Annotated in this window: 24 protein-coding genes and 1 pseudogene; 16 read left to right on the top strand and 9 right to left on the bottom strand. The window is 69.9% G+C overall.

Going from position 1 to position 22,997, the window contains the following annotated elements; genetic code table 11:
• Positions 1–304: 304 nt before the first annotated feature.
• A complete protein-coding gene (locus OG2516_RS12845; RefSeq protein WP_007256116.1) occupies positions 305–964 on the top strand; it encodes an SDR family NAD(P)-dependent oxidoreductase in 660 nt (219 codons plus the stop codon).
• A 1-nt stretch (position 965) separates the two neighbouring features.
• Here OG2516_RS12845 and OG2516_RS12840 read toward each other — a convergent pair whose 3' ends face one another.
• On the bottom strand, positions 966–2,483 hold the full coding sequence (locus tag OG2516_RS12840; RefSeq protein WP_007256115.1) for an MORN repeat-containing protein: 1,518 nt from the start codon (positions 2,481–2,483) through the stop codon (positions 966–968).
• Positions 2,484–2,603: 120 nt separating this feature from the next.
• On the opposite strand from OG2516_RS12840, the gene OG2516_RS12835 reads away from it, so the two are divergent.
• The 4 genes from OG2516_RS12835 (at position 2,604) to OG2516_RS19990 (ending at position 6,261) form a co-directional block, all read left to right on the top strand.
• Positions 2,604–2,960, top strand: a complete 357-nt coding sequence (locus OG2516_RS12835; protein WP_007256114.1) for a TraR/DksA family transcriptional regulator — start codon at positions 2,604–2,606, stop codon at positions 2,958–2,960.
• A gap of 73 nt (positions 2,961–3,033) precedes the next feature.
• Positions 3,034–4,836, top strand: coding sequence for a translation elongation factor 4 (gene lepA / locus OG2516_RS12830; protein ID WP_007256113.1), 1,803 nt, complete (start codon positions 3,034–3,036; stop codon positions 4,834–4,836).
• Between the two features lie 119 nt (positions 4,837–4,955).
• On the top strand, positions 4,956–5,207 hold the full coding sequence (locus OG2516_RS19580; protein ID WP_007256112.1) for a DUF2442 domain-containing protein: 252 nt from the start codon (positions 4,956–4,958) through the stop codon (positions 5,205–5,207).
• Positions 5,208–5,340: 133 nt separating this feature from the next.
• A complete protein-coding gene (locus tag OG2516_RS19990) occupies positions 5,341–6,261 on the top strand; it encodes a DUF7946 domain-containing protein (protein ID WP_156799376.1) in 921 nt (306 codons plus the stop codon).
• Positions 6,262–6,278: 17 nt separating this feature from the next.
• Here the strand turns inward: OG2516_RS19990 and OG2516_RS12825 are convergent, their stop codons facing one another.
• From OG2516_RS12825 to glyA, 4 genes are all read right to left on the bottom strand, one after another.
• The gene (locus tag OG2516_RS12825; protein WP_040615963.1) at positions 6,279–6,494 is read right to left on the bottom strand and encodes a DUF3072 domain-containing protein; all 216 of its coding nucleotides are present in this window, start codon (positions 6,492–6,494) and stop codon (positions 6,279–6,281) included.
• Between the two features lie 5 nt (positions 6,495–6,499).
• Entirely contained in the window at positions 6,500–6,940 is a 441-nt protein-coding gene (locus OG2516_RS19035; protein ID WP_007256110.1) for a BrnA antitoxin family protein, read from the bottom strand.
• Between the two features lie 268 nt (positions 6,941–7,208).
• Positions 7,209–7,934 (bottom strand): alpha/beta fold hydrolase, encoded by a 726-nt coding sequence (locus tag OG2516_RS12815; RefSeq protein ID WP_007256108.1) that lies wholly within the window; start codon positions 7,932–7,934, stop codon positions 7,209–7,211.
• Positions 7,931–9,229 carry a serine hydroxymethyltransferase gene (gene glyA, locus OG2516_RS12810; protein ID WP_007256107.1) on the bottom strand — a complete coding sequence of 433 codons (1,299 nt, stop codon included), beginning with the start codon at positions 9,227–9,229 and terminating at the stop codon, positions 7,931–7,933. Before glyA ends, OG2516_RS12815 begins: the two co-directional genes overlap by 4 nt.
• A 171-nt stretch (positions 9,230–9,400) precedes the next feature.
• Here glyA and OG2516_RS12805 point away from each other — a divergent pair, with 171 nt between their 5' ends.
• From OG2516_RS12805 to OG2516_RS12790, 4 genes are all read left to right on the top strand, one after another.
• Positions 9,401–10,168 (top strand): NAD kinase, encoded by a 768-nt coding sequence (locus OG2516_RS12805; protein WP_007256106.1) that lies wholly within the window; start codon positions 9,401–9,403, stop codon positions 10,166–10,168.
• Positions 10,169–10,429: 261 nt separating this feature from the next.
• Positions 10,430–10,867, top strand: a complete 438-nt coding sequence (locus OG2516_RS12800; protein ID WP_007256105.1) for a hypothetical protein — start codon at positions 10,430–10,432, stop codon at positions 10,865–10,867.
• Positions 10,868–10,944: 77 nt separating this feature from the next.
• Positions 10,945–11,355, top strand: coding sequence for a curli-like amyloid fiber formation chaperone CsgH (gene csgH / locus OG2516_RS12795; RefSeq protein ID WP_007256104.1), 411 nt, complete (start codon positions 10,945–10,947; stop codon positions 11,353–11,355).
• 64 nt (positions 11,356–11,419) lie between these two features.
• Positions 11,420–11,818: a hypothetical protein gene (locus OG2516_RS12790; RefSeq protein WP_007256103.1), complete on the top strand. Its 399-nt coding sequence runs from the start codon at positions 11,420–11,422 to the stop codon at positions 11,816–11,818.
• Positions 11,819–11,887: 69 nt separating this feature from the next.
• Here the strand turns inward: OG2516_RS12790 and OG2516_RS12785 are convergent, their stop codons facing one another.
• Positions 11,888–13,780, bottom strand: coding sequence for a propionyl-CoA synthetase (locus OG2516_RS12785; protein ID WP_007256102.1), 1,893 nt, complete (start codon positions 13,778–13,780; stop codon positions 11,888–11,890).
• Between the two features lie 134 nt (positions 13,781–13,914).
• Between OG2516_RS12785 and OG2516_RS12780 the strand changes: the two genes are divergently transcribed.
• Positions 13,915–14,925, top strand: a complete 1,011-nt coding sequence (locus tag OG2516_RS12780; protein WP_192808381.1) for a hypothetical protein — start codon at positions 13,915–13,917, stop codon at positions 14,923–14,925.
• Between the two features lie 3 nt (positions 14,926–14,928).
• On the opposite strand, the gene OG2516_RS12775 is transcribed toward OG2516_RS12780, so the two are convergent.
• The 3 genes from OG2516_RS12775 to OG2516_RS12765 all read right to left on the bottom strand — a co-directional run bounded on the left by OG2516_RS12775 (position 14,929) and on the right by OG2516_RS12765 (position 17,727).
• A complete protein-coding gene (locus OG2516_RS12775) occupies positions 14,929–17,208 on the bottom strand; it encodes an NADP-dependent malic enzyme (protein WP_007256100.1) in 2,280 nt (759 codons plus the stop codon).
• A gap of 95 nt (positions 17,209–17,303) precedes the next feature.
• Entirely contained in the window at positions 17,304–17,504 is a 201-nt protein-coding gene (locus tag OG2516_RS12770) for a DUF3072 domain-containing protein (protein ID WP_007256099.1), read from the bottom strand.
• 1 nt (position 17,505) lies between these two features.
• Positions 17,506–17,727, bottom strand: a complete 222-nt coding sequence (locus OG2516_RS12765) for a DUF3072 domain-containing protein (protein ID WP_007256098.1) — start codon at positions 17,725–17,727, stop codon at positions 17,506–17,508.
• 135 nt (positions 17,728–17,862) lie between these two features.
• On the opposite strand from OG2516_RS12765, the gene OG2516_RS12760 reads away from it, so the two are divergent.
• From OG2516_RS12760 to OG2516_RS20760, 6 genes and pseudogenes are all read left to right on the top strand, one after another.
• Entirely contained in the window at positions 17,863–18,255 is a 393-nt protein-coding gene (locus OG2516_RS12760; protein WP_007256097.1) for a cytidine deaminase, read from the top strand.
• Entirely contained in the window at positions 18,255–19,562 is a 1,308-nt protein-coding gene (locus OG2516_RS12755) for a thymidine phosphorylase (protein WP_007256096.1), read from the top strand. The genes OG2516_RS12760 and OG2516_RS12755 overlap by 1 nt, the downstream gene beginning before the upstream one ends.
• Positions 19,559–20,734: a phosphopentomutase gene (locus OG2516_RS12750; protein ID WP_007256095.1), complete on the top strand. Its 1,176-nt coding sequence runs from the start codon at positions 19,559–19,561 to the stop codon at positions 20,732–20,734. Before OG2516_RS12755 ends, OG2516_RS12750 begins: the two co-directional genes overlap by 4 nt.
• A gap of 79 nt (positions 20,735–20,813) precedes the next feature.
• Positions 20,814–21,803 carry an adenosine deaminase gene (locus OG2516_RS12745; RefSeq protein ID WP_007256094.1) on the top strand — a complete coding sequence of 330 codons (990 nt, stop codon included), beginning with the start codon at positions 20,814–20,816 and terminating at the stop codon, positions 21,801–21,803.
• A complete protein-coding gene (upp, locus tag OG2516_RS12740; RefSeq protein ID WP_007256093.1) occupies positions 21,800–22,432 on the top strand; it encodes a uracil phosphoribosyltransferase in 633 nt (210 codons plus the stop codon). Before OG2516_RS12745 ends, upp begins: the two co-directional genes overlap by 4 nt.
• An 82-nt stretch (positions 22,433–22,514) precedes the next feature.
• A pseudogene (locus OG2516_RS20760) lies at positions 22,515–22,997 on the top strand (SPOR domain-containing protein); the annotation flags it as partial.

The raw sequence follows: 22,997 nt of genomic DNA, 5'->3' as shown, positions 1-22,997 counted from the left end.
GGCATAGCCGCCCGCGTGGCGCTCCGCCACCCCGTGACGGGGGCGCGGTTCGGGTTCTCGAATGCTCATGTGGTCTATCCTCTGGGTGTCTCCGGCGCGGTGCTACCTCTGAGCGGTCGCGCCGATGAAGGCACGCTCAGAGGCGGGTAAGGAGCAGCAGGCCGAGCGGACGCGCGCCGGGAATGGCGGAAGCGAGGATATGGCGCGCGGCGGTCATGGGCGGCATCATACTGACACCGATCCGTTTGAAAAGGGTTAAGACGCCCCGGATGAACCGGACCGGCCGCCCGCGCGTATCACCTCCATGACCAACGCACTCGTCATCGGCGCCTCCGGCGGCATCGGCACCGCGCTCGCCGCGGCGCTCGAAGGGCAGGGCAGGGCGGTCACGCGCCTGTCGCGCGCCGACGGCCTCGACCTGCGCGACCCGGACGCCACCGGGCGCGCCCTCGACGCGCTCGACGGCCCCTTCGAGCGCATCCTCCTCGCCACCGGCATCCTCGCCCCGTCCGGCCGCAGCCCCGAGAAGTCGCTCGCCCGGATCGACGCGGCGGCGATGGCGGAGGTGCTGGCGGTCAACACCATCGGCACCGCGCTGGTGCTGCGCGCGCTGCCGCGCCTGCTGGCGCGCGACGGGGCGGGGAAGGTCGGGGTGCTGACGGCGCGGGTCGGCTCGATCGGCGACAACCGCCTCGGCGGCTGGCACGCCTACCGCGCCTCCAAGGCGGCGGCCAACATGCTGATCCGCGGCGCCGCGATCGAACTGGCGCGCAGCCACAAGGGCGTCACCTGCGTCGCGCTGCATCCGGGCACCGTGGCGACCGACTTCACCGCCGGCTATCCCGCCCACGCCAAGCACGGCCCGGAACAGGCCGCCCGCGCCCTGCTCGACGTGCTCGACGGCCTCGGCCCCGACGAAAGCGGCGGCTTCTTCGACTACGCCGGCCGCCCCGTCCCGTGGTAGCCTACTCCAGCGGCGCGGCCTCCTCCTCGCCGCCCCCGGGCACCTCGATCGTCTCCGCGGCCTCGCCGCCGCCGCCCTCCGCGCCGTCGGGCGCGACGAGCTCGCCGTCGTTCCAGTCGCCCTCGGCGGCCTCGCCGCTGGCATAGCGCATGGTGCCCTCGCCCTGCCGGCGGCCGTTGGTGAAGTTGCCCTCGTAGACGTCGCCGTTGGTGTAGGTCGCGACGCCGTAGCCGTTGATCTCGCCCATCTCCCAGTTGCCCTCGTAGACGAACCCGTCGGGCATGGTGATCCTGCCCTGCCCGTGGCGCTGCCCGTCGAGGAACTCACCCTCGTAGACGGTGCCGTCGGAGTAGGTGGCGACCCCGAAGCCGGAGCGCTGGCCGTCGGCCCAGCCGCCCTCGTAGGTGTAGCCATCGGCGTAGGTCATGCGGCCCTGGCCGTGGTTCTTGGCGTCTCGGAACTCGCCCTCGTAGACCAGCCCGTTGGCGTAGCGGGCCACGCCCTCGCCCTCGATCACCCCGGCGACCCACTCGCCCTCGTAGGTGGAGCCGTCGGCGTAGGTGATCTTGCCGGTGCCGCAATGCTCGACCTCGCCCGCCGCCTCGGCGACCTGGTCGGCGCAGCGGGTGTCGGCGACATCGTCGAGGAAGGGGCCGGTATAGACGGAGCCGTCGGGGTAGGTGACTTCGCCCTCGCCCTCGATCTGCCCCTCGGACCACTCGCCGATGTAGATGTAGCCGTCGGAGCCGGTGAAGGTGCCGATCCCGTGCCGGCGGTCGTCGACGAAGGCGCCCTGGTAGACGTCGCCGTTGGCGTAGGTGACGGTGCCCTGGCCCGAGCGCTTGCCGGCGCTGAGCTCGCCTTCGTAGATGTCGCCGTTGGGCTGGATCAGCCGGCCGGTGCCGTCGATCTGCCCGTCGACCCAGGTGCCGTCGTAGATCATCCCGTCGGGCATCGTCAGCGTGCCCTCGCCCTCGCGCTCGCCGCCCTCGAGCTGGCCGACATAGACCGCGCCGTCGGGGTAGGTGATGGTGCCCTCGCCCTCCTTCACGCCGTTGACCCACTCGCCCTCGTAGGAATAGCCGTTCGGGCTCTCCATCCGGCCGGTGCCGTGGTGCATCGCGTTGCGGAACTCGCCCTGGTAGACGACCCCGTTGGCGTAGCGCGCGATGCCCTCGCCGACGATCTTGCCGTCCTCCCACTCGCCCTCGTAGGTGCCGCCGTCGGCGAAGGTGATCTTGCCGATGCCGTGCGGCTTGCCGGCGAGGAACTCGCCCTCGTAGACCGAGCTGTTGGGGAACCGCGCGACGCCCTGGCCGCGGATCTCGCCCTCGAACCACTGGCCGGTATACTCGTAGCCGTTCGGCAGCCGGTAGGTGCCCTGGCCGTGCTGGCGGCCGTTCAGGAAGGTGCCCTCGTAGATGCCGCCGTCGTCGTACTGCTTGGTCTGGACATCCTGCGCCGCCAGCGCGGTCGCGAGGCCCGCCAGCAGCACGCCGGACAAGATCGCCGTCTTCATAAGGTGTGCTCTCCCCACTGCCATGCCGTGAGACTAGGCGATGGCCCCCCGGGCGGCAACGGGGCACGGCGGAGGGGCGCCCCTTGCGCCCAGCGCCCCGGCCGTGCTCCGCTCCTCGCCATGAGCGATCCCGCCCCGCCCTCCGACGCCTCCCTCGCCGCGCGCTACCGCCCGCGTCTCGTCGCCGAGCGGGCCGAGCTCGCCGCCGCCTCGGGCGCGACCAGCGCCGACCGCCGGCCCGTCGAGCTCGACCAGCAGAGCGTCGGGCGGCTGTCGCGCATGGACGCGCTGCAGAACCAGGCGCTCGCCCAGGGCCTCGAGGCCCGCCGCGCCGCCCGCCTGCGCGCCATCGACGCCGCGCTCGGGCGGCTCGAGACGGGGGCGTTCGGCTATTGCGACGGCTGCGGCGACTTCATCGGCACCCCCCGCCTCGACCTCGACCCCTGCGCCGCCCGCTGCACCGGCTGCGCCCGCTGACGGCGCGACGTCGCGCAGCACTGGAAATCCTCGCCCGATCGGATATGTGGGGCCGAACCTCAGGACTCCGTGCATGCCCGATCTCGCCCACATCCGAAATTTCTCCATCGTCGCCCACATCGACCACGGCAAGTCGACCCTCGCCGACCGGCTGATCCAGCTCACCGGCACCGTGGCCGAGCGCGACATGAAGGCCCAGCTGCTCGACTCGATGGACATCGAGCGCGAGCGCGGCATCACCATCAAGGCCAACACCGTCCGCATCGACTACCCGGCCAAGGACGGCCACACCTACGTGCTCAACCTCATCGACACGCCCGGCCACGTCGATTTCGGCTACGAGGTCTCGCGCTCGATGCAGGCGGTCGAGGGCTCGCTGCTCGTGGTCGACGCCACGCAGGGCGTCGAGGCGCAGACGCTGGCCAACGTCTACACCGCCATCGAGGCCGACCACGAGATCGTCCCGGTGCTCAACAAGATCGACCTGCCCGCCGCCGAGCCCGAGCGGATCATCGAGCAGATCGAGGACGTCATCGGCATCGAGGCCCACGACGCCTGCATGATCTCCGCCAAGACGGGGCTCGGCATCCCCGACGTGCTCGAGGCCATCGTGACCCGCCTGCCGCCGCCCAAGGGCGGCTCGCGCGAGGCGCCGCTCAAGGCGTTGCTCGTCGATTCGAAGTACGACCCGTATCTCGGCGTCGTGGTGATCGTGCGGATCATCGACGGGGTGCTGAAGAAGGGCCAGCGGATCCGCATGATGAAGACCGGCGGCACCTACGACGTCGACCGCGTCGGCGTCTACCGCCCCGCGATGCAGGACGTCGCCGAACTCGGCCCCGGCGAGATCGGCTTCCTCACCGCGTCGATCAAGCAGGTCCGCGACACCCGCGTCGGCGACACGATCACCACCGAGAAGAAGGGCACCGACACCCCGCTGCCCGGCTTCAAGCCGTCGATCCCGGTGGTGTTCTGCGGGCTGTTCCCCGTCGACACCTCCGAGTTCGAGGATCTGCGCGACGCCATCGAGAAGCTGGCGCTGAACGATGCCTCCTTTTCCTTCGAGATGGAGACCTCGGCCGCGCTCGGCTTCGGCTTCCGCTGCGGCTTCCTCGGCCTGCTGCACCTCGAGGTGATCCGCGACCGGATCGAGCGCGAGTACAACATCGAGCTGATCACCACCGCGCCCTCGGTGGTCTATCACCTCTACATGAAGGACGGGGAGATGCGCGAGCTGCACAACCCCGCCGACATGCCCGACCCGACCTATGTCGCGCATATCGAGGAGCCCCGGATCAAGGCCACGATCCTGGTGCCCGACGACTATCTCGGCGACGTGCTCAAGCTCTGCCAGGACCGCCGCGGCATCCAGCAGGAGCTCACCTATGCCGGCTCCCGTCCGCTCGTCGTCTACGATCTCCCTCTCAACGAAGTGGTGTTCGACTTCTACGATAGGCTGAAATCGGTAACGAAAGGTTACGCGAGCTTCGATTACCAGATGATCGGTTACCGCGAGGATAACCTCGTGAAGATGTCGATCCTGGTCAACGACGAGCCCGTCGACGCGCTCTCGATGATGGTCCACCGCGACCGCGCCGAGCAGCGCGGCCGGGCGATGTGCGAGAAGCTCAAGGAGCTGATCCCGCGCCACATGTTCAAGATCCCGATCCAGGCGGCCATCGGCGGCAAGGTCATCGCCCGCGAGACCCTCTCGGCGCTCCGCAAGGACGTCACCGCCAAGTGCTACGGCGGCGACGCCACCCGCAAGCGCAAGCTGCTCGACAAGCAGAAGGCCGGCAAGAAGAAGATGCGCCAGTTCGGCAAGGTCGACATCCCCCAGGAGGCATTTATTTCCGCTCTGAAGATGGACAGCTGAAGCTGTCCATCTTCAGAGCGAGTGGGCGGAAGCGATTGCTCGCAATCGCGTGCCCACACGGTGGGATGCTGGGTGCAGAAAAACCGTGACCTGACCGCAGGCTGCGGTAACATGCCTCCATGTCGGCCAATGCCAGTGCGAGAGCTTCACCTAACGAAGTTGATTTTGACGAGGACGCGATGTGGGTGGGTCTGACAGACGGTCGTACCCTCGGCGCCCCCCTCGCTTGGTTTCCGCGTCTAAAGAACGGTCTTCCCGAAGAGCGCGCTGCCGTAACCTTTAGCGCGTTCGGCTTGCATTGGGAGGCGCTAGATGAAGACATCAGCGATGTTGACCTTCAGGAGAGGAGCGGCTCGCTAGGTAACCCGTGATCAAGCGGCGCTTAAGCCGACACTTGATCGTTGAGTAGATACGTGATCCGATATGGTCGAGGCCATTTAGATCAGAAAGGTATGAGGCCTTTCTTTGGCTAATTAGCTAGTTGCTTCAGGGGTTAATGGACACATGGCTGCGGAGAGAGTCGAGCTTGTAGTTAAGTTAGATGGGGGCTCTGCTGATCTGCACTACGTGCCTGCCTTCACCGCGCTCGATAGCGCCCACGCTATCTCTCAAGCGTTGATGATGATCATTCATTTCGCGCAAACCGGTGAGATCAGACGGCGAAACTTCAAAGATCTTGAAACTGAAGTGCTGCTGAAGGAGACGAGGCCGGGTTCGTTCGAATTCGTCTACGATTTCTCCGAGTTCGCGCCTTACTTCGTGGAAGTATATGGCAAGGGTTTGAGCAACGCTTCATGGAAATTGATTGAGACTGTATTTAAACGTGCAACTGGATTAGCTGGAAATCGAGAGATAGAAGAGGCGGAGGGGGATGGAAGGTTCAGTTCTGGAGATCTTGGTGCACTCATTCAGGCTGCCGAGCCAGCCGTCCGCCGCTCACATTCCGTGATCAATCATGGCGCTGGGGCGATCCAGATCTCGGTGGTTGGAGATGGGAACCAGATTGTTCTAGATCGCCAAAGCAAAGATTATATGCATGAGAGCATCTTCAACGACGAGGCGCGTTCGCAAAGGTTTTTAGTGACAAGCTTCGACGGTCGAAACCGGACAGGCCGACTTTTCGATCTAGAAGACGAGCAAGCCTACACCTTCGACTTATTGCCTGATGCGGACAGGAAGTCGCTAACCGTTATTGTTGATGCCGCTCGATCTTACGCGCTTCGGGAAAAGGGAAAATTTGACGAGAAGATGGAGGCAGTCTGCGCTTTCACTTCGGTCGATGCTCCTGATGGAAGGAAAAAGCGACTTAAGGTCTTCGCTGTTGCTCGGGATTATGCCGAATTAGACATAGGTGAACTGCCTAATGTATCTGATGCACCGCAGCGGATTGGTCCAGAAGAAGACCACGACGACGTAATCGAGTAGGTTCTTCCACCGCCCCCCTACCGCGCCCCCTTCAACGCATCAATCCGCTCCGACGCCTCCGCCTTCGTCAGCTCCGCCTCGAACGTCTCCCCCGTCTGTTCGCACAGCGTCTTGAGGTAGCTCGCCTGCGCGCCCGTCATCGGCTCGTCGCCGCTGACCCAGTCTTCCGGGTCCTTCTCGGCGTTGCCGCGGGGGTGGGTCTTCGGGTCGGCGTGGGTGTGGTCGTCGGTCATGGTGTTCACCTTTCGTTTTCCTCGTCCAACCCCGGCGGCCGGCCGCGGTTCCCGTCCTGCCCGCGCCGGGACAGCCGCCGGGCGCGGACCTCCTCCAGCATCCCCGCGAGGATCCGTTCCCGGCGCAGGTCGTCGCGCTGCGCGTCGGTGAGGGCCGGGGGGCGGGGCGGGGGCGCGCCGAGGAGTTCGGTCTGGCGGGCGAGCATGTAGGCGCGCAGCACGCGGGCGACGATCTTCTGGTAGCCGGTCCCGTAGCTGCGGAACCACTTCGCCACGTCGCGGTCGATGCGCAGGGTGACGCGGGTCTGGGGCGGCTCAGGGCGGTCGTCGATCTCGCCCCAGCCGTGGGGCAGGCGGGCGGCGAGCAGTTCGGGGTGCTGGGTGTCGCTGGCGATGTCGGCCCAGAGCGTGGCGATCTCCTGCAGGCGGCGGCGGGCGTGGGTCATCTGGGGCTCCTCGGACGGTGTGGCGGCGCCAGTCTGGAGCGCGGGCGTCAAGATCGGGTAAGCGGGGCGCGCGGTGCACGTCGGGTGCATCGCGGGTGCACGCGCGGTGCCGCAGGAACCGCGGGCCACCCTGCCGGGTTCTCCTCTCCAAAGGGAGACCTCACATGTTCAGCCTGATCGCCATCGCCGCCGCCGCCGCCCTTGCCGTGGGCTTCGCTGCCAGCCGCTCGCCGACCGAGGAGTACAAGCCGGTCCGCGTGCGCAGCCGCTAGGCGAAGAACGCCCGGATCGTCGCCTCGAACTCGCGCGGCTTCTCCGCGTGAAGCCAGTGGCCGGCGCCGGGGAGCTTGGCAAATTTCGCCTGCGGAAACAGCGCCTTGATCCGGTCGCGGTGCTCGGGGAGGACGTAGTCGCTCTCGGCGCCTGACAGGAAGAGCGTGGGGCCGTCGTAGGTGGCGTCGATGTCCGGGAAGCCGAGGATCCTGTCCATCTCGCGGCCCAGGACGTCGAGGTTGAGCCGCCAGCGCTTTTCGCGCAAGTCCAGGCTCTGCAACAGGAAATCCCGCACGCTCTCGTCCACCTGCAGCGCCTCGCGCGCCGCGCTCCGCGTCGGCTGGTCCGGATCCAGCGCCGCCATCGCCTCCACCAGGTGCGCCTGCGTGTGGCCATAGGCGACGGGGGCGATGTCGGCGACGATGAGCCGGCGGACCCGCTCGGGCCGGGTCAGCGCCAGCACCATCGCAGCCTTGCCGCCCATCGAGTGCCCCACCACGTCGCCGCCCGCCAGGGGGGCGAGGTCCTGGGCCATGTCGAAGTAGGAATGGCTGTCGTGCCAGGGGCTTAGCCCGTGGTTGCGCTGGTCGGGGACGGTGACCTGCCAGCGGTCCGACAGCCGCCGGGCCAGCACGCCGAAGTTGCGCGCCGAGCCGAAGAGGCCGTGGACGAGGAGGAGCGGCTCGCCCTCCTCGCCGTAGATGTCGGCGTTGAGGCTCACAGGGTCGGGTAGAGCGGGAAGCGCTCGCACAGCGCCTCCACCTCGGCCCGCACCTTGGCCTCGACCTCGCCGTTGCTGTCCTCGCCGTTGGCCGCGAGCCCGTCGACCACCTCGACGATCCAGTCGCCGACCTGGCGGAACTCCTCCTCGCCGAAACCGCGCGTGGTGCCCGCCGGCGTGCCGAGGCGGATGCCGGAGGTGACGGTGGGCTTTTCGGGATCGAAGGGGATGCCGTTCTTGTTGGTCGTGATGTGGGCGCGGTTGAGCGCCTTCTCGGTGGCGTTGCCCTTGACCGCCTTGGGCCGCAGGTCGACGAGCATCAGGTGGCTGTCGGTGCCGCCGGTGACGATGTCGAGCCCGCCCTTCATCAGCTGGTCGGCCAGCGCGCGGGCGTTGGCGACGACCTGTTCCTGATAGGTCTTGAACTCGGGGCGCAGCGCCTCGCCGAAGGCCACGGCCTTGCCCGCGATCACGTGCATCAGCGGGCCGCCCTGGATGCCGGGGAAGATGGCGGAGTTCACCTTCTTCGAGATGTCGGCGTCGTTGGTCAGGATCATCCCGCCGCGGGGCCCGCGCAAGGTCTTGTGTGTGGTGGTGGTGGCGACGTGGGCGTGCGGGAAGGGCGAGGGATAGATGCCCGCCGCCACGAGGCCGGCGAAGTGCGCCATGTCCACGAGCAGCAGCGCGCCGACGCTGTCGGCGATCTCGCGCATGCGGGCGAAGTCGATGATGCGGGGGATGGCCGAGCCGCCGGCGATCAGCATCTTGGGCCGGTGCTCGGTGGCGAGCTGCTGGATCTGGTCGTAGTCGATCTGGCTGTCCTGCTTGCGCACGCCGTACTGCACCGCGTTGAACCACTTGCCCGACTGGTTGGGCCGCGCGCCGTGGGTCAGGTGGCCGCCGGCGTCGAGGCTCATGCCGAGGATCGTGTCGCCGGGCTGGAGCAGGGCGGTGTAGACGCCCTGATTGGCCTGGCTGCCGGAGTTGGGCTGCACGTTGGCGAACTCGCACTCGAAGAGTTCGCAGGCGCGCTCGATGGCCAGGTTCTCGGCGATGTCGACATACTGGCAGCCGCCGTAGTAGCGCCGGCCCGGATAGCCCTCGGCGTACTTGTTGGTCATCACCGAGCCCTGCGCCTCGAGCACGGCGGCGGAGACGATGTTTTCCGACGCGATCAGCTCGATCTCGTTGCGCTGGCGGCCCAGCTCCTTCTGGATCGCGCCCCAGATCTCGGGGTCGCGGCCCGCGAGTTTCTCGGTGAAGAAGCCGTCGTCGTCTCTGGTGGGCGCGCTCATCTGGAGGTCTCCGTATCTCGCGGGGCGTGGTCGCGCTCCTTCTAGCGGGGCGGGGCAGGGGTCAAAAGGGCGAAACCGACCTGCGTGGAAGCGGCGGCGACCGGATCGGCAGCTTGCCTTTCCGATCCGCGCCGGGGCAGGCTGCCGCGGAAACCGGGGGTAGCCGACCAAATGACCAGCACGCCGCGCATCGCCTTTTGCGCCAGCCGCTCGCCGATCGCCGAGGAAGCGCGCGAGGCGCTGGCGGCGGCCCATGGCGACGTGCCCTGCGCTCAGGCCGACATCATCGTCGCGCTCGGCGGCGACGGCTTCATGCTGCAGACGCTCCACGCCACCGAGGGGCTGCCGGCGCCGGTCTACGGGATGAATCGCGGGACGGTCGGATTCCTGATGAACGAGTACCGCCGCGACGGGCTGATCGGGCGGCTCGCGGCGGCCGAGGAGGCGGTGATCTACCCGCTGCGCATGATCGCCACCACGGTCGACGGCAGCCGCCACGAGGCGCTCGCGATCAACGAGGTCTCGCTGCTGCGCGCGGGCCCGCAGGCGGCGAAGCTGCGCATCACGGTCGACGACAAGCTGCGCATGGCCGAGCTGGTCTGCGACGGCGCGCTGGTGGCGACGCCGGCGGGCTCGACCGCCTACAACTACTCCGCCCACGGCCCGATCCTGCCGATCGATTCCAAGGTGCTGGCGATCACCGCCGTCGCCGCTTTCCGCCCCCGCCGCTGGCGAGGCGCGCTGATTCCAAGCGATGCGACGGTGCGGCTCGAGGTGCTGGAGCCGGAGAAAAGGCCAGTCATGGCCGACGCAGACTCACGATCTGTCTCCGACGTGGCGCTGGTGGAAATAAAAAGCGCGCCCGAGGTGCGGCACCGGATCCTGTTCGATCCGGGACACGGGCTCGAGGAGCGGCTGATCCGCGAGCAGTTCGTCTAGGCGCGCGCTCCGGTCAAGCTACTGACACTGCTGTGTTTTCGAGCCCGCCCCGGCGGCGGGATCCGGTCGTGTTATCCGATATCACGCCCCCTGACATGCCCTAGCGCGCGCCCGGTCATGCCCTAGCCGGGGCGGGATATTGTCTGCCTCGCCGCCCTGCCCCCTCATCGTCTCATCGAACGGCCCGACCAACAGCGGGCCACCTGCAAGACCAGACGCAACCCTCGCTGCCACAGCGCCACACACACGAAGGACAACGCCATGCAACTCGTCACCGTCTTCAAGTCCGCCACCCTCGCCCTGGCCCTTTCCCTGGGCGCCACCCCCTCCTTCGCCGACCGCAACCACAGCCGCATCGTCCAGTGGGGCACGCACAACGAGGTCGGCGGCGGCCAGTACGGGTTCGGCAACCGCCTGACGGTGGAGCAGGACGGCTGGAGCAACAGCTCGATCTCCACCCAGGACGGTCGCCGCAACCGCGCCGTGGTCGGCCAGAACGGCCACCGCAACAGCGCCAATACCCAGCAGTTCGGCTCGTGCAACGTCTCCGGGATCGCCCAGTTCGGCGGCCATAACCGCGCCCGCGCCACCCAGTCGGGCGGCTGCAACGCCTCGGCCATCATCCAGGCCGGCCACGGCAACCGCGCCAACACCCGCCAGTACGGCAGCGGCAACGTCACGGTCATCGTCCAGGACTGACCGCCGCACCTCGGCCGGTGCGCCGCCGATGCGGCGCACCGCCCAGCCCCTCAACGCCTCGCCGAAAGGATACCGCCATGCCCACTTCGCTCCGCGCCCTCGCCGCCTCCGCCGCCACCGTCGTCGCCGCCGCCTGCGCCGTTCCGGCGGTGACCAGCGCCAACGGCGAGACCATCGCCGGCCCCGTCACCAAGGACATCGCCCCCGCGCCGCTGCGCTGCGCGCTCCAGGTGCGCCAGACCGGCGGGATGATCGCCATCGAGGGCCTCGTCCAGTCCGAGACGCCGCTGTCGGGGAGCTACATGCTCGACCTCGTCAAGACGGGCGGCAACAGCGCCCAGATCCAGCAGGGCGGGGGCTTCACCGTCGCTGTCGGCGAGACGGCCCGGGTCGGATCGGCCGAACTCAGCGGGTCGGCCAGCGACGTCTCCGGCACCCTCACGCTCACCGTCGACGGCCGCACGATGATCTGCCCCATCACCGGCTGACACGCGCGGGCCGCCTGCTCCCGGCCCGTCCGATCAAGGAATTCAAACCCAAAGGATTGCTGCCATGCTCCGTTCCCTCGCCCTCACCGCCGCCCTGAGCCTCTCCGCCCTCACCGCCGCCGCGCCCCCGGCCGCCGCCGAGCAGATCGCCGTGTCGATCACGCCGACGACGGCCGAGGAGGACGCGCTGATCCGGCTCGGACTCGCGCTCTACATGCTGCACAAGGATTACGAGACGAACGGCGAGGTGACCCAGCGCGGCATCGACAACGCCGCCGGGCTCTACCAGCAGGGCAACTGCAACACCGGCCTCATCGAGCAGCGCGGCCGCAACCACACCGGCACCCTGTCCCAGCGCGGCTGCAACAACGCGCATGGCATGTTCCAGTCCGGCCGCAACACCGCCGCCCACGTCGTGCAGACGGGCGGGCAGGCGGGCCTGACCTTCGTCTACGGGTTCTGACGCCGCGCTGTCCCGCCGTCAGTTTCTCCGTCACCTGCGCCCGGCCTCGGCTGGGCGCCTTTTTATGGCTCAGCCGCCCCCGTAGCCGAGCGGACGGATCGCGGCGCGGATCTCGTCGAGGATGGCCGGGTCGTCGATGGTGGCGGGCACCCGCATCTCGGCGCCCTCGGCGACCTTCGCCATCGTGGCGCGCAGGATCTTGCCCGAGCGGGTCTTGGGCAGCCGCTCCACGACCGCCGCGAGCTTGAACGCCGCCACCGGGCCGATGCGCTCGCGCACGCGGGCGACGCACTCGGCGACGATCTCGTCGTGCGGCCGCGTGCAGCCCTTGTTGAGGCACAGGAACCCCATCGGCAGCTGACCCTTCACCGCGTCGGCGACGCCCACCACCGCGCACTCGGCGACGTCCGGATGGCCGGCGAGCACCTCCTCCATCGCCCCCGTCGAAAGCCGGTGGCCGGCGACGTTGATGACGTCGTCGGTGCGCGCCATGATCCAGAGGTAGCCGTCTTCGTCCTTCATCCCCGCGTCGCCGGTCTCGTAGAAGCCCGCGAAGCGCGACAGGTAGGCGGAGCGGAAGCGCTCGTTGGCGTTCCAGAGGCCGGGCAGGGTGCCCGGGGGCAGGGGCAGCTTGATGGCGATGGCGCCGAGGGTGCCGGGAGGCACCTCCGCGCCGTCGCGATCGAGGATGCGCACGTCGTAGCCGGGCATCGGCACGGTCGGCGAGCCGATCTTCACCGGCAGCGGCTCGATCCCCACGGGATTGCCCGCGATGGTCCAGCCGGTCTCGGTCTGCCACCAGTGATCGTAGACCGGCACCTTCATCACCCGCTGCGCCCACTCGATGGTGTCGGGATCGGCGCGCTCACCCGCGAGGTAGAGCGCGCGCAGGCCGGAGATGTCGTGCGCCTCGATGAGGCGGCCCTCCGGGTCTTCGCGCTTGATCGCGCGGAAGGCGGTGGGGGCGGTGAAGAAGCTCTTCACCCCGTGCTCGGCGATGACCCGCCAGAAGGTGCCGGCGTCGGGCGTGCCGACGGGCTTGCCCTCGAAGACGACGCTGGTGTTGCCGTGGATCAGCGGCGCGTAGCAGATGTAGCTGTGGCCCACGACCCAGCCGACGTCCGACGCCGCCCAGAAGACCTCGCCGGGGTCGACGTTGTAGATGTTCTTCATCGTCCAGCCGAGCGCGACGAGGTGCCCGGCGGTGGCGCGCACCACGCCCTTGGGCTGGCCCGTCGTGCCGGAGGTGTAGAGGATGTAGGCCGGGTGGTTGCCGTCCACGGGCACGCAGGGGGCCGGCTCGGCGCTGCGCACCGCCTCGGCCCAGTCGATGTCGCGGCCCGCGCGCAGCTCGGCGGGGCATTGGTCGCGCTGGAAGATGACGCAGAAGTCGGGCTGGTGCGTCGCCTCGGCGAGCGCCCCCTCGATCAGCGGCATGTAGGCGATGGTGCGGGTCGGCTCGATGCCGCAGGAGCCGGCGATGATCGCCCTGGGCCGGGCGTCGTCGATCCGCACGGCGAGTTCGTGGCTGGCGAAGCCGCCGAACACGACCGAGTGGATCGCCCCGAGCCGCGCGCAGGCGAGCATCGCCACCACCGCCTCGGGCACCATCGGCATGTAGATCACCACCCGGTCGCCGAGCCCGACGCCGCGCGCCGCGAGCACCCCGGCGAGGCGGGCGACCTGGTCCTGCAGCTCGGCGTAGGAGATGTGGCGGACGGTGCCGGTGACGGGGCTGTCGTGGATCAGCGCGATCCGCGCGCCGTGGCCGGCGGCGACGTGGCGGTCGACGGCGTTGTGGCAGGTGTTGACGCGGGCGTCGGCGAACCACTCGTAGAAGGGCGCGTTGTCGTCGAACAGCGCGCGGCTCGGGGGACGGTCCCAGTCGATGGCCCGTGCCGCCTCCATCCAGAACCCTTCCGGGTCTGCCGTCCACGTGTCGTAGACCTCGCGGTAGCCCATGCCCTGTCTCCTCCTGCTCCCGCCCTCACCGTAAGCGGCAGGGCGCGGGCGCGGCAAGCGCGGGCGCGTTGCGCGGCGCGGCGGGCTGTGCTCTCTGGAGGCGTGGGCCACGGGGAGTCTTCCAGATGCGCCTGATGCCATTGCTGTTCGCTCTTCTGACGCTGGCGGGGGCCGCTTCGGCGCAGGAGAGGTGGGATTTCTACCGGACCGACGAGCGGCAGGCGGCGCGCAACTGTCCGTTCGGCCCCATCGAGGCGGGCGGCTACTTCTGCATCGAGATCGGCTGCGACACCGGCGACGGGATCGGCTTCCTGATCCGGCTCACCCCGCGCGAGAGCCAGGCGCGGCTCGAGGGGCTGTGGACGGTCGATTACCGCCAGGCGGGCGAGCTGGTGCTCGAGGCGGTGCCGGGGGAGGCCGGGGTGTTCCGCGCGCCCTACCTGCCGCGCCGCGACGGGGTGCTGGTGGCCGGGCTGAAGCGGGGCAACGTGGCGACCTTCACCATCATCAACCGCCCGATCCGCGCCAACCGGCCGTTCGGGCTGAACGGCTCGAGCGACGCCATCGACCGCGCCTTCGCCGCCTGCCCGCTGGAGGCGCCCGCGCCGCTGGTCGTCGCCGAGCCCGCGCCGGCGCCCGATCCCACGCCTGAGTCCGAGCCGCCGGCGGCGACGCCGTCGGAGCCGGAAGAGGTCGCCACCGCGCCGGGCGCCGAACCGGAGGCCGCGCCCGAAGCGCCGCCCGAGCCGTCGGTGGCGCAGGTGGGCGTCAGCGACCCGGCCTTCGAGACCCTCACCGAGATCCGCGCGCTCTGCCGCGAGCGGGGCGGCGCGATGGTCGAGGTGCAGCACGGCTTCGCCCGCCCGCGCGACCTGAACGGCGACGGGCTCGAGGACATGGAGGTCGATTTCGGCGAGGCGGAGTGCGTCAACGTCCCCTACCTCTATTGCGACATCCCCGTCTGCCCGACCCGCATCTACCTCGGCCAGCCCGACGGCAGCTACCTGCTCGCCTACGAGGGCGACTACGAGACGGCGACGACGGAGACCGTCGTCACCCTGTCGATGAAGGACGAATCCTGCACCGAACGGCGCTGCGCCCGCCGCTTCGTCTGGCGCGAGGGGCGGCTGGTGCCGTTCGAGTAGGCCTCAGCCGTAGTGCGAGACGGGTGTGCCGGCGATGGCCGACATGTTGAGCAGGCCGCGCGCGGTGATCGAGGGGGTGACGATGTGGGCGCGGTTGCCCAGCCCCATCAGGATCGGCCCCACCTCGAGGCCGCCGCCCTTCATCTTGAGGATGTTGCGCACCCCCGAGGCGGCGTCGGAATTGGCGAAGATCAGCACGTTGGCCGCGCCGGTCATGCGGCTGTCGGGGAAGACCCGGTCGCGCAGTTCCCGGTCGAGCGCGGCGTCGACGTTCATCTCGCCCTCGTAGCAGAAGTCGCGCGGCTCGCTGTCGAGCAGCGCCACCGCCGCGCGCATCCGCCGGCCGGTCTCGTTGTCGAGGTTGCCGAACTGCGAGTGCGAGCAGAGCGCGATGGCCGGGGCGAGGCCGAAGCGGCGGACGTGGCGGGCCGCGCCGATGGCGGTCTCCGCGATCTGCTCGGGCGTCGGCTCGGCATGGACCTGCGTGTCGGCGATGAACAGCGGGCCGTCCTCGAGGATCATCATCGACAGCGCCCCGACCGGGCGCAGCGCCTCGGTGCCGAGCACCTGGGTGACGTAGTTCAGGTGCCACAGGTACTGCCCGAAGGTGCCGCAAATCAGGCTGTCGGCCTCCTCGCGGTGGACCATCACCGCGCCGATGGCGGTGGTGTTGGTGCGCATCACCGCCTTGGCGAGATCGGGGGTGACGCCCTTGCGGGCCATCAGCTCGTGGTAGGTGCCCCAGTAGTCGCGGTAGCGCGGGTCGTTCTCCGGGTTGACGATGTTGAAGTCGCGCTCGGGCCGGATCGTCAGGCCGAGCCGCTCGCAGCGGGTGGCGATAACCTCGGGACGGCCGATCAGGATCGGCGTCTCCGGCGTCTCCTCGAGCACCGCCTGCGCACAGCGCAGCACCCGTTCGTCCTCGCCCTCGGCGAACACGATCCGCCGCGCCGCCGTGGCCGCCGCGTCGAAGACCGGGCGCATCAGCAGGGCCGACTTGAAGACGGAGCTGTCGAGCTTGCGCTTGTAGGCGTCCATGTCGGCGAGCGGGCGCGCGGCAACGCCGGCCTCGATCGCGGCGCGGGCGACGGCGCTGGCGACGACGCCCATCAGGCGCGGGTCGAAGGGCTTGGGGATGAGGTAGTCGGCGCCGAAGGTGAGCTGCTCGCCGTGATAGGCCGCCGCCGCCTCGGCACTGGTGGTGGCGCGGGCGAGGGCGGCGATGCCCTCGATGCAGGCGATCTGCATCGCGTCGTTGATCTCCGTCGCGCCGACGTCGAGCGCGCCGCGGAAGATGAACGGAAAGCACAGGACGTTGTTGACCTGGTTCGGGAAATCGCTGCGCCCGGTGGCGATAATCGCGTCCGGCGCGACCTCGCGGGCGGCGTCGGGCATGATCTCGGGCGTCGGATTGGCGAGGGCGAAGATGATCGGCGTCCCCGCCATCTTCGCCACCATCTCGGGCTTGAGCACGTTCGGCCCCGACAGGCCGAGGAACAGGTCGGCGCCGTCGATCACGTCGCCGAGCTGGCGCGGCTCGGTGCCTTGGGCGAACTCCGCCTTCTGCGGCGTCATCTCCTCCTCGCGGCCCTCGTGGACCAGACCGGCGATGTCGCAGAGCCAGACGTTCTCGCGCTTCACCCCGAGCTTGAGCAGCATGTTGAGGCAGGCGATCCCCGCCGCGCCGCCGCCGGTCGAGACGACCTTGATGTCCTCGAACCGCTTGCCCGCGACGCGCAGCGCGTTCGTCGTCGCCGCGCCGACGACGATGGCGGTGCCGTGCTGGTCGTCGTGGAAGACGGGGATGCCCATCCGCTCGCGGCAGATCTTCTCGACGATGAAGCAATCGGGCGCCTTGATGTCCTCGAGATTGATCGCGCCGAAGGTCGGTTCGAGCGCGCAGACGATCTCGGCGAGCTTCTCCGGGTCGCGCTCGTCGAGCTCGATGTCGAAGCAGTCGATGTTGGCGAACTTCTTGAACAGGACCGCCTTGCCCTCCATCACCGGCTTCGACGCCAGCGCGCCGATATCGCCGAGCCCGAGCACGGCGGTGCCGTTGGAGACCACGGCGACGAGGTTGCCGCGGGCGGTGAAGTCGGACGCGGTCTGCGGGTCGCCCTTGATCTCCAGGCAGGCCTCGGCGACCCCGGGGGAGTAGGCGCGGGACAGGTCGCGGCCGTTGGCGAGCGGCTTGGTGGCGCGCACCTCCAGCTTGCCCGGCTTGGGCAGGCGGTGGTAGTCGAGCGCCGCCTGCCGCGCGCTGTCCTTGACTTGATCGCTCATCGGTCCCTCCCGGATGGTTCAATATTAAACCATCTGCCTGATCGCAGGACCAATGCTAGAGCACGAAGCGCCGCCTCGTGCAACAGAACCGGGCGTCAGCGGCCCAGCATCTCCTCGAGCGCCGCGATGCGCCGCTGCGCCTGCAACTGGGTGAGCTGGCCGTCGAACGGCTCATTCGCCGCCTCGGACAGCTCGCGCAGCTTCGTCGCCTGCACCGCCGTCATCTCGGCATCGGCGTCGAACTCCGGGTGATCGTCGAGGAAGGCGCGGGCGGCGAAGGGGGTGGCGATGCTCATCTCAGCCCTCCTTCCGCGCGTCCGGCTGGTCGTGCTTCTGCGCCTCCAGTTCGAGGATGCGCGCATGCGCCTGCGCCTCCGTCAGCGCGGTATCGAACTCCTCGCCCGTCGCCTCGCAGAGCGAGCGCAGGTGCACCGCCTGGTCGTTCGTCATCGGGGCGTCGGGGTCGTGGTCGCTCTCGGCGGCGGGGCTGTCGAGCACGGTCTTCACGGGGGGCATCATGGCCGGTCCTCCTCTGGGCGGGCTGGGGGCGGGGCTTGCCGGAACAACCTTGACGGCACGTTCGGGGTTCCGCCTCGGCCCTTGCATCCCTATCGGCGGCGGACCAGTCTGAGGCAGGATTTCAGGAGAGGCCCGATGACCCTCGTCGACCACGCCCGCGCCGTCCGCGAAAACGCCCACGCGCCGTATTCCCGCTTCAAGGTCGGGGCCGCGCTGCGCACCACCTCGGGCGCCGTCTTCACCGGCTGCAACGTCGAGAACGTCGCCTACCCGGAAGGCACCTGCGCCGAGGCCGGGGCGATCGCCGCGATGGTCGCCGGCGGCTTCACCGCCATCGCCGAGATGGCCGTCGTCTCCGATTCCGAAACCCCCGTCACCCCCTGCGGCGGCTGCCGCCAGAAGCTCGCCGAGTTCGCCGCCCCCAACGTGCCGGTGACCCTCGCCACCCTCGACGGCGCGACGCTCGAGACGACGGTGGGCGAGCTGCTCCCCGGCGTCTTCGCCAAGGACCACATGAGCCGCACCTGATGGAGGCGCGCGCGATCATCCGCAAGCTGCGCGAGGGCGAGACGCCGGGCGCCGACGAGCTCGCCTGGTTCGCCGCCGGCCTCGCCAGCGGCGCCGTCAGCGACGCCCAGGCCGGGGCCTTCGCGATGGCCGTCTGCCTCAACGGCATGACCGACGAGGGCCGCATCGGGCTGACGCTGGCGATGCGCGACAGCGGCGACGTGCTCGGCTGGGACCTGCCCGGCCCGGTGCTCGACAAGCACTCCACCGGCGGCGTCGGCGATTGCGTGAGCCTCGTGCTGGCCCCGGCGCTCGCGGCCTGCGGGGTGTTCGTGCCGATGATCTCGGGGCGCGGCCTCGGCCATACCGGCGGCACGCTCGACAAGCTCGAGGCGATCCCCGGCCTCGTCACCCAGGTCGACGCCGACACCCTGCGCCGCGTCACCCGCGCCGCCGGCTGCGCCATCGTCGGCGCGACGGGCCGCATCGCCCCCGCCGACGCCCGCCTCTACGCGGTGCGCGACGTGACGGCGACGGTGGAGAGCATCGACCTCATCACCGCCTCGATCCTGTCCAAGAAGCTCGCCGCAGGGCTCGGCGGGCTGGTGCTCGACGTCAAGATCGGCAGCGGCGCGTTCATGAAGTCGCCCGCCGAGGCCACCGCGCTCGCCGAGTCGCTCACCGGCACCGCCAACGGCGCGGGCTGCCCCACCGCGGCGCTGATCACCGACATGAACCAGCCGCTCGCGCCCGCGCTCGGCAACGCGCTCGAGGTCGCGGTGTCGATGGAGGTGCTCTCGGGCAACCGCGCCGCCGCACCCCGCCTGCACGACCTGACCGTCGCGCTCGGCGGGCGGCTGCTGGCGCTGGCCGGCGAGGCCGAGGGCGAGGCCGAGGAGAAGGTCGCCGACGCCATCGCCTCGGGGCGCGCCATGGCCCACTTCGCCCGCATGGTCGCCGAGCTCGGCGGCCCGCCCGACATGGAGAGCGACTGGCGCACCCACCTGCCCGCCGCGCCCGTGGTGGGCGAGGTGCCCGCGCCCGTCGCCGGCCATCTCGCCGCCATCGACGGCGAGGCGCTGGGCCTCGCGGTGGTCGGTCTCGGCGGGGGGCGGCAGGTCGAGACCGACAAGGTCGACCCGGCCGTCGGCATTTCCGACTTCGCCGGCCTCGGCGCCCGGCTCGAGCGCGGCGCGCCGATCTGCACCCTGCACGCCCGCGACGAGGAGAGCGCCGAGCGCGCCGCCCACGCCATCCTCGCCGCCGTCACCATCGGCGAGACCGCCGCCGAGCCGCCGCCGCTCGTCCATGCGAGGATCGACCCATGAGCCGCGCCTTCCTGATCGTCATCGACAGCGTCGGCATCGGCGGCGCGCCCGACGCGGGCGAGTTCTTCAACGACGGCGTTCCCGACAGCGGCGCCAACACCGTCGGCCATATCGCCGAGGCGGTCGGCCTCGAGGTGCCGGTGCTCGAGCGGCTCGGCCTCGGCGCGGCGCTCGACCTCGCCTCCGGCGTCGCCGATTGCGGCCTCGCGCTGAGCGGGCAGGGCGCCTGGGGCGCGGCCACGGAGGTCAGCCGCGGCAAGGACACGCCCTCGGGCCACTGGGAGCTCACCGGGGTGCCGGTGCCGTGGGACTGGCACAGCTTCCCCGACCGCGAGAACAGCTTCCCCGCCGATCTCGTCGCCGAGGTCTGCCGCCTCGCCGGCACCGGGGCCATCCTCGGCAACCGCCACGCGTCGGGCACCAACATCATCGAGGAGGAGGGCGAGCGTCACCTCGAGACGGGCTGGCCGATCTGCTACACCTCCGTCGACAGCGTCTTCCAGATCGCCGCCCACGAGGAGGCGTTCGGGCTCGAGCGCCTGCTCGACCTCTGCGCGGCCCTCGCCCCCCGGCTGCACGAGATGCGGGTCGGCCGCGTCATCGCCCGGCCCTTCGTCGGCGCCCCCGGCGACTTCCGCCGCACCCAGAACCGCAAGGACTTCGCCATCGCGCCGCCGTCGCCCACCCTGTGCGACTGGGCCGCCGCCGACGGCCGCCCGGTCCACGCGGTCGGCAAGATCGGCGACATCTTCTCCATGCGCGGCATCACCGATGTCGCCAAGGGCGACGACCGCGCCCTGATGGGCCACCTGGTGCGCCTCGCCGACACCGCCGAGGACGGCTCGCTCACCTTCGCCAACTTCGTCGAGTTCGACAGCCTCTACGGCCACCGCCGCGACCCGGTCGGCTACCGCGACCACCTCGAATGGTTCGACACCGCCCTCGGCGACCTGCTCGGGCGGATGCGCGCGGGCGACCTGCTGATCGTGACCGCCGACCACGGCAACGACCCGACCTGGATCGGGACCGACCACACCCGGGAGCGGGTGCCGGTGCTCTGCCACGGCCTCGGCGCGCGCCCGCTCGGGCAGCGCGCCTTCACCGACGTCGCCGCGAGCGTCGCCGCCCACCTGGGCCTCACCGAACGCGGCCCCGGCACCTCGTTCCTGTGATCTTCATCTGGCCGCAAATATGCCGGGGAGCGCGAGGGGCTGGCCCCTCGCGGCCGCACGTCTGAATAGGAGCTGGCCCATGAGCTGGAGAGACTACCCCAAGGTCGAGCTGCACCTGCACCACGAGGGCGCCGCGCCGCCCGACTTCATCCGCCGCCTCGCGCAGGAGAAGAGCGTCGACCTGTCGCGCATCTTCAACGAGGACGGCAGCTACGCCTACCGCGACTTCGCCCACTTCCTCACCGTCTACGAGGCCGCCTGCACCGTGCTGCAGAGCCCCGAGGATTACCGCCGCCTGACCCTCGCGGTGCTCGAGCAGAGCGCCGAGGCGGGGGTGGTCTATTCCGAGACCTTCCTGTCGCCCGACTTCTGCGGCGGCGGCGACGTGGGGGCGTGGCGCGAGTACCTCGCCGCCATCGAGGAGGCGGCGGCCGAGGCGGAGCGGGCGCACGGCATCACCCTGCGCGGCATCGTCACCTGCATCCGCCATTTCGGCCCCGAGCGGGCGCGGCCCATCGCGATCTGCGCCGCCGAGACCAGGGGCCCCTTCCTCACCGGCTTCGGCATGGCGGGCGCCGAGATGGTCGGCCGGCCGGGCGACTACGCCTGGGCCTTCGACGCCGCCCGCGAGGCCGGGCTGCGGCTCACCTGCCACGCCGGCGAGTGGGGCGGGCCGGACATGGTCGCCGACACGCTCGACGCGCTGAAGGTCGAGCGCATCGGCCACGGCATCAACGCCATCGACGACCTCGCCCTCGTCGACCGGCTCGCGGAGGACGGGGTGACGCTCGAGGTCTGCCCCGGCTCCAACGTCTTCCTGCAGGCGGTCGACAGCTGGCAGGCGCACCCGATCCAGCGGCTGCGCGAGCGCGGCGCCAAGGTCACCGTCTCGACCGACGATCCGCCCTTCTTCAAGACCGACATGGTCTCCGAGTTCGACAACCTCGAGCGCACCTTCGGCTGGGGCGAGGAGGATTTTGCCGAGATGGGCCGCAACGGGCTGGACGCCGCCTTCTGCGACGCCGATACCAAGGCCCGCATCGCCAAGAAGCTGGAGGCCGTCCGTTGAGCGAACACCTGACCGTCGTCGATCACCCGCTGATCCAGCACAAGCTGACGATCATGCGCGACAAGACCACCTCGACCAACAGCTTCCGCCGGCTGCTGCGCGAGATCAGCCACCTGCTCGCCTACGAGATCACCCGCGACCTGCCGATGACCACGGTCAGCATCGAGACGCCGATGGAGCGCATGGACGCGCCCGCCATCGAGGGCAAGAAGCTCGCGCTGGTGTCGATTCTGCGCGCCGGCAACGGGCTGCTCGACGGCATCCTCGAACTGGTCCCCGCCGCCCGCGTCGGCTTCGTCGGACTCTACCGGGACGAGCAGACGCTGCAGCCCGTTCAGTACTATTGCAAGCTGCCCGACGGGCTCGAGGACCGGCTGGTGATCGCCGTCGACCCGATGCTCGCGACCGGCAACAGTTCGGCGGCGGCGATCGACCTGCTCAAGCAGGCGGGCGCGAAGAACATCCGCTTCCTCTGCCTCCTGGCCGCCCCCGAGGGGGTCGCACGGATGAAGGAGCTGCATCCGGACGTGCCGGTCATCACAGCGGCTGTGGATAACCAGCTCGATGACCATGGATATATTGTACCTGGGCTAGGAGATGCGGGTGACCGCATGTTCGGCACGAAATAGGCTTTCCGGTCTCTTTACAAGAAACGATTATCTGCGCATGCTCCGGGTGGATTTTTCCACCTGTGTGGGGGCGCAGATGTCGATGACCAAGCAGTTTTTCCTCGCGGCGCTGACGGCCGGCCTCGTTCTCGGCCAGGCGGCGGGCGCACAAGTTCTGCGCGAGCCGGGCCCGCCCTCCGAGCAGCCGCCCGCGGGCTATGCCGGCACCCAGTACGTCGACAGCCGCGGCTGCGTCTACGTCCGCGCCGGCATCTCGGGCAACGTCACCTGGGTGCCGCGGGTGAACCGGGGCCGCGAGCAGCTCTGCGGCTTCACCCCGACCGGCGAGGACGGCCCCGTGGCCGCCGCGCCGCCGCCGCGCACCGCGCCGCCGCCCAACCCGCTCGAGATCGGCGCCGCCGCTCTGGGCGAGCAGGTCGCCGAGATCACGCCCGAGGACGAGGCACCGCCCGCGCCGCAGCCGGAGCCGGTCCGCACGGCCGCTGCCGCGCCCGCGCCGGCCCCCGTGCAGCCCGCGCCGCGGGTCGTCTCCCTGCCGCGCCAGGCCGCGCCCGCCCCGGCGCCC

Origin of the sequence: Oceanicola granulosus HTCC2516 (assembly GCF_000153305.1) — a bacterium.
Taxonomy (GTDB): domain Bacteria; phylum Pseudomonadota; class Alphaproteobacteria; order Rhodobacterales; family Rhodobacteraceae; genus Oceanicola; species Oceanicola granulosus.
Note: the sequence above shows the minus strand (reverse complement) of the source record. Positions and strands in the feature narration are given on the sequence as shown.